This is a genomic window from Pseudomonas sp. MYb327 (assembly GCF_040438925.1).
In the GTDB taxonomy this organism is placed as follows: domain Bacteria; phylum Pseudomonadota; class Gammaproteobacteria; order Pseudomonadales; family Pseudomonadaceae; genus Aquipseudomonas.
Map to the genome: position 1 here is coordinate 4,621,941 of NZ_CP159258.1, position 16,343 is coordinate 4,638,283.

Annotated in this window: 12 protein-coding genes and 2 tRNA genes; 4 read left to right on the top strand and 10 right to left on the bottom strand. The window is 59.5% G+C overall.

Features of this window, described 5'->3' with window-relative positions:
- Positions 1 to 79: 79 nt before the first annotated feature.
- From ABVN21_RS20855 to ABVN21_RS20870, 4 genes are all read left to right on the top strand, one after another.
- Positions 80 to 166: transfer RNA gene (locus ABVN21_RS20855), tRNA-Leu, on the top strand.
- A 167-nt stretch (positions 167 to 333) separates the two neighbouring features.
- Positions 334 to 420, top strand: a tRNA-Leu gene (locus tag ABVN21_RS20860).
- Between the two features lie 216 nt (positions 421 to 636).
- Complete coding sequence (locus tag ABVN21_RS20865) at positions 637 to 1,647, top strand: extracellular solute-binding protein (protein WP_339554306.1); 1,011 nt, start codon at positions 637 to 639, stop codon at positions 1,645 to 1,647.
- Positions 1,647 to 3,212, top strand: a complete 1,566-nt coding sequence (locus tag ABVN21_RS20870) for an iron ABC transporter permease (RefSeq protein WP_339554307.1) — start codon at positions 1,647 to 1,649, stop codon at positions 3,210 to 3,212. Before ABVN21_RS20865 ends, ABVN21_RS20870 begins: the two co-directional genes overlap by 1 nt.
- Positions 3,213 to 3,302: 90 nt before the next feature.
- Here ABVN21_RS20870 and ABVN21_RS20875 read toward each other — a convergent pair whose 3' ends face one another.
- The 10 genes from ABVN21_RS20875 to ABVN21_RS20920 form a co-directional block, all read right to left on the bottom strand.
- Positions 3,303 to 5,237, bottom strand: a complete 1,935-nt coding sequence (locus ABVN21_RS20875) for a methyl-accepting chemotaxis protein (protein ID WP_339554308.1) — start codon at positions 5,235 to 5,237, stop codon at positions 3,303 to 3,305.
- Positions 5,238 to 5,387: 150 nt separating this feature from the next.
- Positions 5,388 to 6,677 (bottom strand): adenylosuccinate synthase, encoded by a 1,290-nt coding sequence (locus ABVN21_RS20880; RefSeq protein ID WP_027921980.1) that lies wholly within the window; start codon positions 6,675 to 6,677, stop codon positions 5,388 to 5,390.
- A 54-nt stretch (positions 6,678 to 6,731) separates the two neighbouring features.
- Positions 6,732 to 7,919 (bottom strand): ATP phosphoribosyltransferase regulatory subunit, encoded by a 1,188-nt coding sequence (locus ABVN21_RS20885; RefSeq protein WP_339554309.1) that lies wholly within the window; start codon positions 7,917 to 7,919, stop codon positions 6,732 to 6,734.
- A gap of 311 nt (positions 7,920 to 8,230) precedes the next feature.
- Entirely contained in the window at positions 8,231 to 9,100 is an 870-nt protein-coding gene (hflC, locus tag ABVN21_RS20890; RefSeq protein WP_008064109.1) for a protease modulator HflC, read from the bottom strand.
- Entirely contained in the window at positions 9,100 to 10,272 is a 1,173-nt protein-coding gene (hflK, locus tag ABVN21_RS20895) for an FtsH protease activity modulator HflK (protein WP_339554310.1), read from the bottom strand. Before hflK ends, hflC begins: the two co-directional genes overlap by 1 nt.
- Positions 10,273 to 10,368: 96 nt before the next feature.
- Positions 10,369 to 11,670, bottom strand: a complete 1,302-nt coding sequence (gene hflX / locus ABVN21_RS20900; protein ID WP_046819838.1) for a ribosome rescue GTPase HflX — start codon at positions 11,668 to 11,670, stop codon at positions 10,369 to 10,371.
- Between the two features lie 12 nt (positions 11,671 to 11,682).
- Positions 11,683 to 11,943 (bottom strand): RNA chaperone Hfq, encoded by a 261-nt coding sequence (hfq, locus tag ABVN21_RS20905; RefSeq protein ID WP_007902656.1) that lies wholly within the window; start codon positions 11,941 to 11,943, stop codon positions 11,683 to 11,685.
- Between the two features lie 93 nt (positions 11,944 to 12,036).
- Entirely contained in the window at positions 12,037 to 13,008 is a 972-nt protein-coding gene (miaA, locus tag ABVN21_RS20910) for a tRNA (adenosine(37)-N6)-dimethylallyltransferase MiaA (protein ID WP_339554339.1), read from the bottom strand.
- Positions 13,008 to 14,918: a DNA mismatch repair endonuclease MutL gene (gene mutL / locus ABVN21_RS20915; protein WP_339554311.1), complete on the bottom strand. Its 1,911-nt coding sequence runs from the start codon at positions 14,916 to 14,918 to the stop codon at positions 13,008 to 13,010. The genes miaA and mutL overlap by 1 nt, the downstream gene beginning before the upstream one ends.
- Positions 14,915 to 16,342: an N-acetylmuramoyl-L-alanine amidase gene (locus ABVN21_RS20920; protein WP_339554340.1), complete on the bottom strand. Its 1,428-nt coding sequence runs from the start codon at positions 16,340 to 16,342 to the stop codon at positions 14,915 to 14,917. The genes mutL and ABVN21_RS20920 overlap by 4 nt, the downstream gene beginning before the upstream one ends.
- Position 16,343 lies beyond the last annotated feature (1 nt).

The following is a 16,343-nucleotide window of genomic DNA, read 5'->3' on the forward strand; positions in this document are numbered from 1 at the left end:
TTTTTTGATGCCGGGGGTTTACAGTTAAAAAGACGCTCCGTATAGTGCGCGCCATCGACGACGGAGACGTTGCGATACTGCCCAGATGGTGAAATTGGTAGACACGCCAGCTTCAGGTGCTGGTGACCGCAAGGTCGTGGAAGTTCGAGTCTTCTTCTGGGCACCAATTTCGAGCTTGAGATTAGATCAATTTCAACGCTCACACAAAAACCCGCGAAAGCGGGTTTTTGCATTCTGGACCACTGGTTTATTAATTTTAAAATCAGGGGTTTACAGATTAAAACGCTCTCCGTATAGTGCGCCACATCAACAGCGGCAACGCTGAAGATGAATGCCCAGATGGTGAAATTGGTAGACACGCCAGCTTCAGGTGCTGGTGACCGCAAGGTCGTGGAAGTTCGAGTCTTCTTCTGGGCACCAATTCAAATTCAAGGTTAAGGCCTTGAATTTCACAGAAACCCGCGAAAGCGGGTTTTTGCGTTTCTGACCTCCTGGAATTTCACCAGTCAGTCTTTTGTGGCGAGGGAGCTTATCTGCTCCTGACAAAACTCGCCGCCTTCGCAATGCGCATTTGAGAAACAATATCGTTTATCATTGTTGCAAGTTTTTGCAATGCGACAGTGAGGAACCCTGCGAATGATGTTTCGAAATACCCTGCGCCGCGGCCTGACCATCACCCTGCTCGGCCTGGCAATCGCCACTCCCCTCACCCAGGCTGCTGATCCAGTTTCCCTGACCCTCTATAACGGTCAACACAAGGAAGTCGGCGACGCCATCGCCAAAGCCTTCGAAGCCAAGACCGGCATTCACGTCAATGTACGCAAAGGCAGCAGTAACCAGCTCGCCAGCCAGATCGTAGAAGAAGGCGATCGCTCCCCCGCCGACGTGATCTACACCGAAGAATCACCCCCCCTGAACAAACTCGGCGAACAAGGCCTTCTGGCCAAGGCCGACGATGCAACCCTGGCGGTTCTACCCAAGAAATACGTAGCCGACAATGGCACCTGGATTGGCATCACCGCCCGGGTTCGCGTCGTTGCCTTCAATCCGAAATTGATCGACGAAAAAGACCTGCCTAAATCGGTAATGGAATTTTCCAATCCGGAATGGCAAGGCAAAGTCGGCTTCGTGCCCACCAGCGGTGCGTTCCAGGAACAAGCCGTAGCCATCATCAAGGTTCACGGCATGGACGCCGCCGAAGAATGGCTTACCGGCCTGCGCGCGTTTGGCAAGACCTACAGCAACAACATGGTCGCGCTGAAGGCTGTGGAAAATGGCGAAGTGGCCACTGTCCTGGTGAACAACTACTACTGGTTCGCTCTGCAGCGGGAGAAAGGCCAGCTCGATTCGAAACTGCATTACTTCACCGGCGGCGACGTCGGAGGATTGATCACGGTTTCCAGTGCAGCCGTACTGAAATCCAGCAAGCATCCAAAAGAAGCCCAGCAATTCCTCGCCTATATGGCCAGCGAAGAGGGTCAGCGTGTGATCACCCAGACCACCGCCGAATACCCGCTGCACAACGGCATGGAATCGGATCGCGGCCTCAAGCCGTTCAGCGAACTGGAAGCGCCAAACGTCACGCCAGTCGACCTCGGCAACGCCGAAGAAGCCCTCGACCTGGAACGTGATGTTGGTCTGAACTGATGAGCCCATCGCTATCCGCTTCCACCGCACATGGCGGCTACGTTCCGCGACGCAAGCGGCCGTCGATCTGGCTGTTGCTGCCGGTTCTGCTGCTGGTCGTACTCAGCCTGCTGCCGCTGGCTTACGTTGGGCTGAAGGCCTGGCAAGCGGGTTGGGCCGAGGCGCTGCATCTGCTGTGGCGGCCTTATGTGTTTGGGCTGCTGCGAAACACCCTTGCGCTGATGGTCGGCGTTACGCTGGCGTGCGGTGTGATTGGCCTGTCGCTGGCATGGCTGCTGGAACGCAGCAATTTGCCGGGACGGCGGTTATGGGGCGTGATCCTGTGCTTGCCGTTCGCCGTACCGGCATTCGTCAGTAGCTTCACCTGGGTTTCGCTGAGCGCCCAGTTCGAAGGTTTGGGCGGGGCGATTCTGGTGATGAGCCTGTCCAAATACCCACTGATCTTTCTGCCAGTGGCCGCGACCCTGCGCAATCTTGATCCGTCTCTGGAAGAGTCTGCTCGCACCCTCGGGCAGAATCGCTGGGGCGTGTTCTTCAAAGTCACCCTGCCCTTGCTCTGGCCATCGCTGCTTGGTGGCTCGCTGCTGATCGCCCTGCACATGCTGGTGGAGTTCGGCGCGCTGTCGATCATCGGCCTGCAAACCTTCACCACGGCGATCTATCAACAGTTCGAGCTGGAATTCAGCAACGCCAACGCAGCGATGCTGTCGGCGGTGTTGCTGGCACTTTGCTTAATGTTGTTGTGGCTGGAACTGCGCGTTCGCGGCAAGGGCCGACACGTTCGCACAGGGCAAGGCGCAGCGAGGCAAGCGGAGCAGGTTCGTCTAGGATCGTGGACAATCGCCGGGCAACTTTACTGCCTGGCCTTGGCGATTATCGGTAGCGGCATTCCGCTGGGCATGCTGGCGTACTGGCTAGCCGTGGGCTCGTCGGCGGCATTCCCGGCGGCAGCCATCGGCGAAGCGCTACTTTCGTCCCTGGCGCTCTCGCTGGGCGGCGCGGCGCTGTGCCTTGTGCTGGCGGTGCCGGTGGGACTGTTGGTCGTGCGATACAAAGGCCAATTGGCGATCTGGGCTGAACGCTTGCCGTATCTGCTGCACGCGCTGCCAGGACTGGTCATCGCACTGACGCTGGTGTATTTCGCCTTGCACTATGTGCCTGCGCTGTACCAAACGTCGGCGCTGCTGCTGATAGCGTATGCGCTGCTGTTTCTACCGCTGGCTCAGGCACCGATTCGAACGGCACTGAACAAAGCGGCACCACAGCTGGAGGAGGCGGCGCGCACGCTGGGCGCATCGTCGTTCAGCGCGTTTTGCCGGGTTACCCTGCCGATTATCTTCCCGGCGCTGGGCGCAGCGTTTGCACTGGTGTTTCTGGATGCGATGAAAGAACTGACGGCGACCTTGCTGCTGAGCCCGACTGGGCTTAACACGTTGGCGACTGAGGTGTGGGCGCATACCGCGAATGTGGAGTTCGCGGCGGCTGCGCCTTATGCGGCGTTGTTGATTCTGGTGTCGGGGCTGCCCGTCTACCTGCTAACGACCCGGATGTATTTGAGCCGTTGATAAAGCAAAAGATCGCAGCCTGCGGCAGCTCCTGCAGGGAAACGCATATTCCCGTGTAGGAACTGCCGCAGCCTGCGACCTTTTGATCTTTTAAGCCCTGAACTGCCCCAGACTCGCCTTCAACTGCGCCGCCAACCCATCCAGCACTTTGCCGCTAGCCGTGGTTTCTACCACTGCCTGAGCCGCTTTCTCGGCCTGTGCATGAATGGTCTCGACGCGTCCACGCACCGCCTGCGCACCTTGCGCCTGATGCGCCGCCGCCTGGGTCGCCAGACCGATCGCCGCATGCACCTGCTCAACCGATGCCTGCACCGATTGCTGCAACCGCGCACTATCACGCAACACCAGCAAACCTTCGCTGGCCTGGCGCCCGGCCTGCCCGATCGCGGCTACCGCTTCGCGTGCGCCCTGTTGCAGCGCGACGATATGCGCCTGAATATCGCCCGTGGAGCTCTGGGTCTTGCTCGCCAGCGCCCGCACCTCGTCAGCCACCACCGCAAACCCGCGCCCGGTTTCCCCGGCACGCGCGGCTTCGATTGCCGCGTTCAGCGCCAGCAGGTTGGTTTGCTCGGCGATCCCGTGGATCACCGTCAGCACCACTTCAATTTGCTCACTTTGCTGCGCCAGTCGTTCGATGACTTGCGCCCCGGTATCGACCTGACCGGCCAACGCCTCAATCAAACTGCCGACTTTCGCCGAGGTCCGGGTGTTTTCGTCCGTGGCCTGACGGATATCCACCACTTGCTTCAATGCCGCTTGCATGGCGTGGCTTTCCGATTGGGCCTCATCGGCCATTTGCGACAACGCACGCAGGCTCTCGGCCACTTCATCGCGCTGCATGCCCGCCGCCGCATCGGCGCCGGCATTGCGCAGGGTCATGGCGCCGATTTCCACGCCAGTACGCTGAGCCACATCACCGGCCTCCCGCACGATCGGCTGCAACTTATCCACAAACCGATTGACCGCCGAAGCCATGTCGCCGATTTCGTCCTTGCTGTTGATCTGCACGCGCTTGGTCAGATCACCGTCGCCGGCGGCCAGATCATCCATGGCGCAAATCAGCATTTTCAGGCGATTGACCACGCGACGCCCCAGCACCACGGCGAGCAACAGCAGAACACCCGCACCTACCAGCGCCAGACCCATGCCGATGCGCCAGCGCAAAGTTGCCGCGGCTTCCTGCACAGTGCTGGTGGTGTTGGCTTTCATTTCAGAGGCAGTGGATTGAGCAGAGGATAGTCGCGCACGCATCGCCGCCGCACTGTCCGCCGCTGCACCTTTGAGGCTGTCGCCCACCAGTTGATCACTGCTGGCAATCAGGGCCGAGAAGCGCTTGTCGAGGGCCGCCAGGTCTGTTTCGACCGAAGCCGTCGAGACGCCCATCAAGACCTTGCCGATTTCCACGCCATTGGGGTTGATCGAGGCTTCGAGATAGTAGACCGACGGATCGTTCTTCGCCGCATCCAGAACTTTGTCCAGCGCCCGCTCGCCCTGGCCTTTTTCCAGCAGAGCCTTGTTGATCGGGTTTTCCCGGTTGAGATAGCGCGTCAGGTGCTGGCCCGTTGCGTCGTCGTAAACCACGAACAAGACGTTGGGATTGCGCTGCGCCCGACGGGCGAATTCAGAGAGGGTCGGAACGTCGCTGTCCCACATCGCGCGGGGTGCGACCGATGCCAGCAGCTGTGCCATGTCATTGGCGGAGTCCTTCAGGTCTTTTTCCAGCGTGGCGCGCAACTGCGCCTGCTCTTCCTCCAGTCGCGAGGACAAACCGGCCGTAAGACGCTGACGCGTGCTGGCGGAGAGGCTGTCGAGACTCGATGTGACTTCACGCCCCGCCTGCTCGAGTTCGCCAGAGAGTTTTTGGCTGTCCGCGCCCAGGCGCACACCCAGGTCTGCTTCCAGCGCAGTCACTGTGCTCCGGGTCAGGGCAACAGCTACCAGTACCTGCACCAATAGGGCGATACCGAGAGTAACGAACACTGGCCGCAAGAGACGGCTTTGTAACAGTGAGAGAACGGCCGACACTTGATATCCCTCTGCATTAGCGCCATTAAATTGATGGCACGCCAAAAGTGACGTTTTAGTTAAAACTAATAGCAAAGGTCATGCCGTCCAACAGGCATAAACGACAAAGGCCCCGATTAAGGGGCCTTTGTGTTTTACATCAACAGCTTATCAAGCAAATGGATGGCGCAGAACGATGGTTTCGTTGCGGTCCGGCCCCGTCGAAATAATGTCGATCGGCGCACCGATCAGCTCTTCGACGCGTTTGATGTAAGCACGGGCGTTAGCTGGCAGCTCTTCCAGGGTTTTGGCACCCACGGTCGACTCGGTCCAGCCCGGCACTTCTTCGTACACAGGCTGCAGGCCTACGTAGCTGTCTGCATCAGTCGGGGCGACCGCATTACCTTGTGCATCTTTGTAGCCGACGCAGATATTGATGGTTTCCAGACCGTCGAGTACGTCCAGCTTGGTCAGGCAGATGCCCGAGATGCTGTTCACATCGATAGCGCGACGCAGGATAACGGCGTCGAACCAGCCACAACGACGGGCACGGCCGGTCGTTGCGCCGAACTCGTGACCTTGTTTGGCCAGGTGTGCGCCAACTTCGTCGAACAGCTCAGTCGGGAACGGCCCCGAACCTACGCGCGTGGTGTAGGCCTTGGTGATGCCAAGGATGTAGTCCAGGAACATCGGGCCAACGCCCGAACCGGTAGCAACGCCGCCAGCGGTGGTGTTGGAGCTGGTCACGTACGGGTAGGTACCGTGGTCGATGTCCAGCAGGGAACCTTGGGCGCCTTCGAACATGATGTCTTTGCCAGCGCGACGCAGGTCGTGCAACTCGGCCGTCACGTCCAGCATCAGAGGCTTGAGCAGCTCAGCGTATTCTTTGCACTCGGCCAGGGTCTTTTCGAACTCGATGGCTGGCTCTTTGTAGTAACCCACCAGCATGAAGTTGTGGTAATCCACCAGTTCACGCAGCTTGTCTTCAAAGCGCGGCATGTTGAGCAGGTCGCCCACACGCAGGCCACGACGTGCAACCTTGTCTTCGTAAGCCGGGCCGATGCCGCGACCGGTAGTACCGATCTTCAGCTCGCCACGGGCCTTTTCACGAGCCTGGTCCAGCGCAACGTGGAAGGACAGGATCAGCGGGCAGGATGGACTGATACGCAGGCGCTCGCGCACCGGTACGCCTTTCTCTTCCAGCTTGGTGATCTCGCGCAGCAGGGCGTCAGGTGCAACCACCACGCCGTTACCGATCAGGCACTGCACGCCTTCGCGCAGCACGCCCGACGGGATCAGGTGCAAGACAGTTTTTTCGCCATCGATCACCAGAGTGTGACCAGCGTTGTGGCCACCCTGGTAGCGCACTACGGCGGCAGCATGTTCGGTCAGCAGATCAACGATCTTGCCTTTGCCCTCATCACCCCATTGGGTGCCCAGGACTACGACATTCTTACCCATAACACTTGTCCTCATTCGCGCAAACTTGGTGCCGGCGGCGGCCGGCAGGAAAACTCAAGAAGCCAGTGGCGATACTTGCCAAAGCCCGTTCTGCTGAATCAATTGCCGGTCGCAGTCCGCTTCACGGGCGGCGGCCAAAGGTTGTCCAGGCAATGCCTGAACGACACGCTGACCCTCACTGCGCAACTGGCAAACCTGCTGCCAGAGTGCCGCATCCGTACTGTCAGGCATCCAGATACCGCCAGACGGTAGCTCGATCTCAGCACGCCCCAGGGTCACCAGGGTTTTCAAATCGGTGGAGAAGCCGGTTGCCGGACGAGCGCGACCGAAATCGGCGCCGATGTCGTCATAACGACCGCCCTGGGCAATGGACTGGCCAACACCCGGTACGAACACCGCAAACACCACACCGGTGTGGTAGTGGTAACCGCGCAACTCGCCGAGGTCGAAATAAAGCGGCAGTTCCGGGAAACGCACGGACAGACGCTCGGCAATCGCCAGCAAATCGTCCAGTGCCGCCAAAACCGGCGCCGGAGCCTTGGCCAGACGCTCACGCGCAGCCGCCAGCACTTCGCGACCGCCACACAGGTCAACCAATGCGCGCAGCATGTCCGACAGATCGGCCGGCAGGCCTTCGGTCAAGGTAATGACCTCATCAATGGCCTTGCGTTGCAACGCATCGAACAACTGTTGCTCAACTTCACCGGAAAGGCCGGCAGCGCGGGCCAGGCCGCGATAGATACCGACATGCCCCAGGTCCATGTGTACATCCGGCACGTCAGCCAGTTGCAGCATGGCCAGCATCAGGCTGATGACTTCGACGTCGCTGCTCGGACTGCCATCGCCGTACAACTCGGCACCCAACTGGATCGGGCTGCGCGAGGACGACAAGGCACGCGGCTGAGCATGCAGCACGCTGCCGGCGTAGCACAGACGGCTCGGGCCTTCGCGACGCAGGGTGTGCGCATCGATGCGCGCAACCTGTGGCGTGATGTCAGCGCGAAAACCCATCTGCCGGCCCGACTGCGGGTCGATGACCTTGAAGGTACGCAGATCAAGATCCTGGCCCGCGCCGGTCAGCAAGGATTCCAGGTACTCGATATGGGGAGTCACGACGAACTCGTAACCCCAGCTCTGGAACAGATCCAACACCTGGCGACGCGCGACTTCAATGCGCGCCGCTTCCGGTGGCAGTACTTCTTCGATGCCATCTGGCAGCAGCCAGCGGTCTACCGTTGCCATTACGCCATTCCCCTATGATCCGGGCGGCAAGCCTTTGGGCGAGCCTTGAGTGAAGCAGAAAATGATCGGCTCAGCGCAAACCCCGCGCATGAGCGACGAAGCGAAAAGCCTGTAATGGGCTTCGCCAAGCACTTTCCTCGTAAAACCTCTCGAGCCATTGGGCTCGGGCACCTGCACAAAACAGCAATCAAACGTGCAGACGCAAAAAAGCCGGGAATTTCCCGGCTGCCGCATCATACACACGTTTTCCCAAAGGATCACCCCGCCAGAGGTATTAGCCGCCCGGCGGGATGAATCAGGTCAACGCCGTATCAAGGCTTGGCTTTTTCCAGGTAGTGGAAGAAGTCACTGCTTGGGTCGAGGACCATGACGTCGGATTTGTTCGCGAAGCTTTCACGATAGGCACGCAGGCTACGGTAGAACGCGTAGAACTCCTGATCCTGACCGTAGGCCTTGGAGTAGATCGAAGCGGCCTGGGCATCACCGTCACCGCGAATCTCTTCGGATTCACGATAGGCTTCGGCCAGCAGCACGCGGCGTTGACGATCGGCGTCGGCACGAATGCCTTCAGCCAGCTCGTTACCCTTGGCGCGGTGCTCGCGAGCTTCACGCTCACGCTCGGTGCTCATACGTTCGAACACGCTACGGTTTACTTCTTTCGGCAGGTCGATGGTCTTGACCCGTACATCGACAACTTCGATGCCCAGCTCTTTTTCGGCCATCTTGTTCAGCGAAGCCGTGATATCCGCCATCAGCGCATCACGCTCACCAGACACGACTTCGTGCAAGGTGCGCTTACCGAACTGGTCACGCAGGCCCGATTCCAGACGACGCGACAGACGTTCGTCGGCAATCTGTTTCAGACCGGAAGTCGCGGTGTAGAAACGCTCCGCGTCCTTCACGCGCCACTTGGCGTAGGCATCGACCATCACAGCCTTCTTCTCCAGCGTTAGGAAGCGTTGTGTCGGTGCATCCAGCGTCATCAGGCGTGCGTCGAATTTACGCACCTGGTTAACGTAAGGCACTTTCACATGCAGGCCAGGCTGAACATCGGTCTGGACCACGCGACCGAACTGCAGCAACACCGCACGCTCGGTTTGAGCCACGATGTAGAAGCAGTTCCAGGCTGCGATCGCCACGACGACGCCGACAATAAGGGCGATCAGCGATTTATTGCTCATCAGCGACTCTCCCTGGTACGTGCTTGCTGTTGCTGCAGATCAGCTGCCGCACGTGCATTCGCCTCATTGCTGGTGGCTGCCGCGCCGGTCACCGGAGTGTTTGAGCTGCGACCACTTTCGACCATCTTGTCCAGCGGCAAGTACAGCAGATTGCTCTGGCCGTTCTTGTTGCCGGTCACGAGAACCTTGCTGGTGTTACTGAAGACTTCCTGCATGGTGTCCAGGTACAGACGCTGGCGGGTAACTTCAGGTGCCTTGCGGTACTCGGCGACCAGTTTGGTAAAGCGATCGGCTTCACCCTTGGCGCGCGAGACGGTTTCGTCACGGTAACCATTGGCATCTTCGAGAATGCGCTGGGCCTGACCACGGGCTTCCGGCACGACGCCGTTGGCGTAGGTTTCAGCCTGGTTACGCGAACGCTGCTCGTCTTCACGGGCGCGGATCACGTCATCGAAGGCTTCCTGTACTTCACGCGGTGCCGCTGCGCTCTGTACGTTGACCTGGGTAACGGTGATACCCGTGCGATAGGTGTCCATGAAGCGTTGCAGACGCTCCTTGATTTCACTGGCCATCAATTCACGACCTTCGGTCAACACCTGATCCATTGCGGTGGAACCCACCACATGGCGCAAGGCGCTGTCGGTTGCGTGCTGCAGGCTGATTTCCGGCTGATCGACGCTCAGCACGAAGTCCTGCAGGTTGCTGATCTTGTACTGCACGGTCAGTGGCACTTCGACGATGTTCTCGTCTTCAGTCAGCATCTGGCCTTGCTTGGTGTACGCACGCTCACGCGTTACGTTTTCCATGTACTTCTTGTCGATCGGCGGGAAGTAGATGTTCAGACCCGGGCCGACGGTTTCGTAGTACTTGCCGAAGCGCAGCACCACGGCTTGCTCCTGCTCGTCGACTACATAGACCGCGCTGTACAACCATACGGCTGCCAACACGACCAGACCGATGCCGAGCAGGCCACCGAAGCCGCCACTCTTGCCCGAACCACCGCCGTCATCACCACGTTTCTTACCACCACCGAACAACCCGTTCAGGCTTTCCTGCAGCTTTCGGAAGGCCTCGTCGAGATCTGGCGGACCCTTGCGATCGCCGTTATTACGGCGCTTGCCACCCCAAGGATCCTGATTATTCGAGTTGCCACCCGGCTCATTCCAAGCCATAGCGCTCTCCATCTGATAAAGCAAAGACGCACCCACGGCGCGCCGACCAATGCTACAGAATGCCTGTCACCACGACACAACCGCTTTCTCAGGCTTTTATTGCAAAGTGTGTTGCTCGATGAATTCCATCGGCTGCAATCCTTCGCGGCTTACCAGTCGATTCAACTCGACCCGGGGCAAACGAACGGCCAGCAAACTGATGCCTTCTTCGTCGTGTTCTTCTTTTTGCACCGCGCCGAGTTCGAAAAACTGCGCACGCAGTCGAGCGAATCGTTGCGGCAAGCGCAGAGTACCGATAAACAAATCACTGCCGAGCAACTCGGCAATGGCTTGCTCAAGCAATTCCAGACCAGTGCCGTCGCGCGCCGACAGCCAGACCCGCTGGGGTTTGCCGTTTTCGTCGCGCTGGATTTGTGGCTCAACGCCTTCAAGCAAATCGAGTTTGTTATAGACCTCGAGGATCGGCAAGTCCTGGGCGCCAATCTCGCCCAGCACCACCATCACCTGCTCGATCTGCAACATGCGATCCGGTTCGGCCGCGTCGATCACGTGCAACAACAGGTCGGAGTTGCTCGACTCTTCGAGGGTAGACCGAAATGCCTCGACCAGCTTGTGGGGCAAGTGGCGAATGAAACCTACAGTGTCCGCCAGGACAATCGGCCCCAGATCGTCCAGATCCAGACGACGCAAGGTGGGGTCCAGCGTGGCAAACAATTGGTCCGCCGCGTAGACGTCGGATTTCGTCACGTTATTGAACAGCGTGGATTTACCGGCGTTGGTATACCCCACCAGCGACACGGTAGGGATATCCGCACGCGAACGGCCCCGCCGCGACTGTTCGCGCTGGCTACGTACTTTCTCCAGCCGGCCCTTGATCTGGCGCAGGCGAACCCGCAGCAAACGCCGGTCAGTTTCCAGTTGGGTTTCACCCGGGCCACGCATGCCGATACCGCCACCCTGACGCTCAAGGTGGGTCCAGCCGCGAACCAGCCGGGTGCTCATGTGGTCAAGCTGGGCCAGTTCTACCTGGAGCTTGCCTTCATGGGTACGGGCGCGTTGGGCGAAAATGTCGAGAATCAGACCCGTGCGGTCGATCACGCGACACTCGAAGACACGTTCGAGGTTACGTTCCTGACTGGGCGTTAGGACGTGATTGAAAATCACCAGATCGGCCTCTTCGGCTTTGACCAGGTCGCGCAGCTCCTCGACCTTACCGCTGCCAATCAGGAATTTGGCGGTTGGCCGATGACGCGGCACGTTAAAAAACGCAACGGTCTCGGCGCCAGCCGAATTAGCCAACTCCTGAAACTCCTGCGGATCTTCGCGCGCCTCAGGGTCCTGTCCATCCAAGTGAACGAGGATCACTCGCTCACCACCACCGTGGCGCTCAAAGAACAAAGGAGACTCCTATCAGGCGTTACCTGGCTCAGCATCACCTGCTTCGGATTCGGTTGCGCTAGGCAGACGAATTGGACGAACCGGCACTACTGTAGAGATAGCGTGTTTATAGACCATTTGGCTGACGGTGTTTTTCAGCAGGATGACGAACTGGTCGAAAGATTCGATCGTACCTTGCAGTTTGATCCCGTTGACCAGATAGATGGACACCCCAACTTTCTCTTTACGTAAAGTATTCAAGTAAGGGTCTTGTAGCGAATGCCCTTTTGACATGTGCCGCACTCCTTTAAGGATTCAATATAAAAAATAGGTAAACAGATGGCTTTGGCCGCCCCACCCCCAAGGATAGACGGCAATTGCAAGGACTCAGCTCAATATGGAGATGGTCCCCAGGTATTTCAAGGCGCGCGGCAGATTGTCGCAATCCAGGCTGTCCAGCCAGTGTAAATCAGCCCAACTGCGCAACCAGGTGAACTGGCGCTTTGCCAATTGGCGCGTGGCGATGATTCCACGCTCCTGCATCTCGGCTGACGTCAGCTTGCCATCCAGGTAGTCCCAGACTTGTCGGTAGCCTACCGCACGTATAGACGGCAACCCGGAATGCAGGTCACTTCGCTTACGCAGGGCTACGACCTCGTCGATGAATCCCTGTTCCAACATTAAAGTGAATCTTTGTTTAATTCGCTCGTGAAGTACCTGACGATTTGCCGGAGCAATAGCCAAGTTCGCGACAGTATAGGGCAATTGTTGACGTCCCGAAGCGGCTGCTTCAGTACTTTGCGCAGATTGTTGCAAGCGTAGCGCAGTCATGCTCTGACCGCTGACTCGATAAACTTCCAGTGCTCGACTGAGCCGCTGCGGATCGTTCGGATGAATGCGCGCAGCAGAAACCGGGTCGATGATTGCCAATTGGTCGTGCAGGGCTTGCCAGCCAAGGCGTGCAGCTTCTTCTTCGATTTGCGCACGGACTTCGGGATCGGCCGCCGGCATGTCTGCAAGACCTTCGAGCAAAGCCTTGTAGTAGAGCATTGTGCCGCCTACCAACAGCGGAATTTTTCCTCGCGCCGTGATCTCGGCCATCGCTTCGAGGGCATCACGGCGAAAATCCGCAGCCGAATAGGCTTCTGCCGGATCGAGAATATCGATCAAGCGGTGCGGATACTGCGCCAAAAGTTCTTTCGACGGCTTGGCGGTGCCGATGTCCATGCCCCGATAAACCAGCGCCGAATCGACACTGATCAGCTCGCAGGGCAGGACTTTGGTGAGCTCGATGGCCAGGTCGGTCTTGCCGGCGGCGGTCGGGCCCATCAGGAAAATCGCAGGGGGGAACTGGCTCATCAACGACCGCGCAAGAACAGTTTGTCCAGATCGTCCAGCCCCAATTGGGTCCAGGTCGGTCGGCCATGGTTGCATTGACCGCTGCGTTCGGTATTTTCCATGTCGCGCAGCAGACCGTTCATTTCCGGGATCGCCAGGCGCCGGTTCGCACGAACTGCGCCGTGGCAGGCCATGGTCCCGAGTAACTCGTTCAGGTGTGCCTGAATCCGGTCGCTAGTGCCATATTCCATCAAATCGGCCAACACATCGCCGACCAGCCGATTGGCTTCAGCCTGCTTGAGTAAGGCCGGAATCTGCCGGATGGCCAGGGTTTCCGGGCCGAGGCGCTGCAATTCAAAGCCCAGGCGCTGGAACCAGGCGACATGCTCTTCAGCACAATCGGCTTCACGCTGGCTGACCGCCAGGGATTCCGGGACCAGAAGCGGTTGCCCGCTCAAGCCTTCGCTGGCCATCGCTACTTTCAAACGCTCATACATGATCCGCTCGTGAGCGGCGTGCATGTCGACCAGCACCAGCCCTTGGGCGTTTTCCGAAAGGATGTAAACGCCTTTGAGCTGCGCCAGCGCATAGCCCAGCGGTGGGATGTCGTCCTGTCCGGCCGGGAGCGCGGTGGCGTTGGCCTCGGGCAGCGGTGCAAAAAACTCGCGATAGGCTGCCTGTGCCTCGGCCGCTGGAACAGCCGATTGCGGACGCGGGGTGTATTGATACTGATAATCCGCGCCAGAGCCGGTGCCGGCCGGCGTATTAAACGACGGCTGCGCTTGAGGCTGCTCCAGCAACGCATTGGCCGCCAGGCGCATTTCGCCCTGCGGGCCGAATTCACCCGCCTCAAGACCGCTAGGGCGGACGATGGCAGTCACGACTGGCGCGGCCAACTGATCATCCGGCCGAACATCACCCAATGCGCGGTGAAGCGTCCCGTAGAGGAAATCGTGAACCATGCGTCCTTCACGGAAGCGCACTTCGTGCTTGGTTGGGTGCACGTTGACATCGACGCCCGTCGGATCGACTTCGAAAAACAGCACGAACGTCGGGTGCCGACCGTTGAACAGCACGTCGCGATAAGCTTGGCGCACCGCATGGGCGACCAGTTTGTCGCGCACGGCACGGCCATTGACGAAGAAATACTGCAAATCCGCCTGGCTGCGGTTGAACGTCGGCAACCCGACCCACCCCCACAAATGCAGGCCGTTGCGCTCGATTTCGATCGGCAGTGCCTGCTCCAGGAAACCCGGGCCACAAATCGCTGCCACACGCCGCGCACGGGCCGCATCATCGTGGGCCTCGTGCAGGCTGAGGATGGTCTTGCCGTTGTGACGCAAATGGAACGCCACATCGAAGCGCGCCAGCGCCAGGCGCTTGATCACTTCTTGCAGGTGATCGAATTCGGTCTTTTCTGTCTTGAGAAACTTGCGCCGAGCCGGGGTGTTGAAAAACAGGTCGCGGACTTCCACCGAAGTGCCCACCGGATGGGCTGCCGGTTGCACGCGAGGCGCCATGTCCCGGCCTTCGGTTTCCACCTGCCAGGCCTGATCGGCATCGCGGGTGCGGGAAGTCAGGGTCAGGCGCGCCACAGAGCTGATCGACGCCAATGCCTCACCACGAAAGCCCAGGCTCATGACCTGTTCCAGGTCTTCCAGATTGCGGATCTTGCTGGTGGCGTGACGCGCCAGTGCCAGCGGCAGATCATCGGCTGAAATGCCGCTGCCATCGTCACGCACCCGCAGCAGCTTGACGCCACCCTGCTCGACATCGACATCGATGCGTTTGGCACCTGAGTCGAGGCTGTTTTCCAGCAACTCCTTGATCACCGAAGCCGGTCGCTCGACTACTTCACCGGCGGCAATCTGGTTCGCCAATCGAGGGCTGAGCAGCTCGATACGAGCGCCGTTGAGCACGACCTGATTCATTCTTTGGCCGCCAGTTCTGTGCCGGGGATGGTCAAGTGTTGACCGATCTTGAGTTCATCGCTCGACAGGTTGTTGGCGCTGCGCAACGTGGCCGGTGATACCTGGTAACGCACAGCGATCATCGCCAGCGTCTCGCCAGGGCTTACCCGGTGGTCACGCGGACCTTGGGCGATCTTGCCGGAGTCACGCAGCCAGGCAATGTAAGTGCCCGGTGGTGGGTTTTGCTGGAAGAATTGGCGCACGCCGCTGCTGATGGAGCGGGCCAGCGCTTGTTGGTGGCTCGATGCGGCGAGTTTCGAGGCCTCGTTGGCGTTGGAGATAAACCCGGTTTCCACCAGGATCGACGGAATATCCGGCGATTTCAGCACCATAAACCCGGCTTGTTCCACCCGCTGTTTGTGCAGCGGTGTAACCCGGCCGATGTTGCTCAATACTTTTTGACCGACGTTGAGACTGGAGGTCAGGGACGCCGTCATCGACAGGTCAAGCAGCACGCCCGCGAGCATGCGGTCCTTGTCATCGAGGCTGACGTTGCCGGCACCACCGATCAAGTCAGAACGGTTTTCACTGTCGGCCAGCCAACGGGCGGTCTCTGAAGTCGCACCGCGATCAGACAGGGCGAACACCGAGGCACCGAAGGCAGCGGCTGAAGGCGCGGCGTCGGCGTGGATCGAGACGAACAGGTCGGCGCCCTTCTTGCGGGCGATTTCAGTACGGCCGCGCAACGGGATGAAGTAGTCGCCGGTACGGGTCAATTCGGCGCGGAAGCCCTTCATGCCGCTGACCTGACGCTGCAATTCGCGGGCGATGGCCAGCACCACGTCTTTCTCACGCTGGCCGCGAGAGCCTGAGGCGCCCGGGTCTTCGCCGCCGTGACCGGCATCGATTACCACAATGATGTCGCGCTTGCCGGCCGGCGCTGGCGGCAACTTGATCGCCGGCTCCGTAGGCGTGACCGGCACCGCAGGCACGGTGGCCACCGACGGTGTCGGGGCTGGAGGCGGAGCGGCATCGGACGGGTTATCGAACAGATCGACCACCAGTCGGTTGCCGTACTGGGCATTGGGCGCCAGGGAGAAGCTTTTCGGGGTGACGGCCTTTTTCAGGTCGATGACCACCCGCAGGTCGGTGGGCGTACGCTGTGCCGAACGCATCGCAGTGATCGGGGTATTGGACGTGTTGACGTTCAGCGGTGCGCCCAGGGAGGCGCCGTTGATGTCGATCACCAGGCGATCCGGTGCCGACAGGGTAAAAACGCTGTGCTGGACAGGACCGGTCAGGTCAAACACCAGCCGTGTGTTGTCCGGCGCCCGCCACAGGCGAACACTGTTGACCTTCGTCTCGGCCACAGCGTCGACGGTCACCGCCAAAAACAACACCCCTACGGCAGCAACCAACGCGCGAAAGCGCATACCTAACCCCATC